Genomic DNA, 1,568 nt, shown 5'->3' on the forward strand with positions numbered 1-1,568 from the left:
ATGCTGATCGTATGGGGCGTCCGCTGCCATCCTGGCGGCAATGCCGGCAGCTTCGGGCTGACGAACTCTTCCTCTTGAGCACAGCCAACCCAGCGTCATTCGACAGCCGCTATTTTGGGCCGATCAACGTATCTGCCGTGATCGGGATCGCGCCTCCGGTTTGGCTGGAGGCCCGCCCATGATGGCTGCCGATTCGCCGCACGTTGTCGTGCATCTCATCGTGTCATCGGGCGTACCGAGCCGGTGGCTTTCCGCGTGTCGCAACGCATGCAGCGCGAGTGCAACCGCGCGGCCTTACCATGTGCAGACGTCTAGCCTCGAACGCGCCCGGCCTGTGGCAATTGGCGCGTTCACCGTCGGGCTGGCTGCAAGCAGCGCAGCGCCGCCGGGCCGCCGACGCCCTGAGCGTCAGCGAGGGGCAAAGGCGGAAGGCAAGACAAAAGGGGGCGGCACCTGGCGGCCCGCAAAGTCAGTCTGCACGTGGGCGGTATGCGGCACGATGCGGCTTTGCCGTCGTGCCGTGAGATGTATGAAGCCTGCGTCAACTCTGAGATACCGGCGTGCTTCATACGACGAAGCACGCCACCCTTTGCTGGGGGCGTGGTTATGAGTGACCAGCGTGATGATGACTTTCGACTCCGCCCCGGCACCCCGAAACACCGGGGCAAGGGTCAGAGTTTCGTTTCCAAAGTCCTCAAACAGACGGGGAAGACCAGTGGTGGCAAATCTTCGGCACGGGGTCAGACATCGGTGGGCAACACCGGCCAGCGCCCCGGTTCGCGTTTGGGCCGTGGCCATACGGCGGCTCAATTTACGGGAAAATCCCTGACGCCGTTCTCTCGCCGAGTCACCATCAAAACCCTGCTGGTCAATCAACGCCGGGCCAGCCCGCAGTCGCTGGCGAAACACCTGCGCTACATCGAACGCGACGGCGCGGGGCGTGATGGTGAACCAGGCCGGGCCTACGGGCCGCAGATCCACGAGGCTGACCTGAATACTTTCAAGGAACGCTGTCAGGACGACCGACACCATTTCCGCTTTATCCTCTCGCCCGAAGATGGGGTTGAGTTGGATGATTTGCGTACCTACACACGTCACCTGATGAGCCGGGTGGAAGCCGACCTGGGTACGCGGCTGGATTGGGTGGCAGTGGATCACTGGAACACCGACAACCCCCACACGCATCTGGTGGTGCGTGGGCGTGACGACACTGGCAAAGACCTCATTATCGCTGGCGATTACATTGCCCATGGCTTTCGCCACCGAGCCGCTGAACTGGAGACGGAATGGCTGGGGCCACGCACAGAACTGGAGATCCAGCAGAGCATGCAGCGCGAGGTGGAACAGGAACGGTGGACGGGCCTGGATCGTACACTGCAACGTGAGGCTGACAACGAGCACCGGGTGCAGATCAAACGCTTTAACGATCCAAAACTACAAAGCCAGAGGCAACTGCTCATAGGCCGTTTGCAACACTTGCAGCGCCTGGGCCTGGCGGACGAGGTGCAGCCCGGAACCTGGGACATCCACACCGACACCGAAAAGACCTTGCGTGCTCTGGGCGAACG

Annotated in this window: 2 protein-coding genes; both read left to right on the plus strand. The window is 62.1% G+C overall.

Annotated features, from left to right (window positions below; translation table 11 throughout):
• On the plus strand, positions 1 to 182 hold a 182-nt coding region (locus tag ACK5NW_RS11055; protein WP_416927988.1), incomplete at its 5' end, for a S26 family signal peptidase.
• 424 nt (positions 183 to 606) lie between these two features.
• The coding region (locus ACK5NW_RS11060) for a DUF3363 domain-containing protein (protein WP_416927990.1) at positions 607 to 1,568 on the plus strand (962 nt) is incomplete at its 3' end.

The organism is Ottowia sp. (assembly GCF_047975795.1).
In the GTDB taxonomy this organism is placed as follows: Bacteria; Pseudomonadota; Gammaproteobacteria; order Burkholderiales; family Burkholderiaceae_C; genus Ottowia.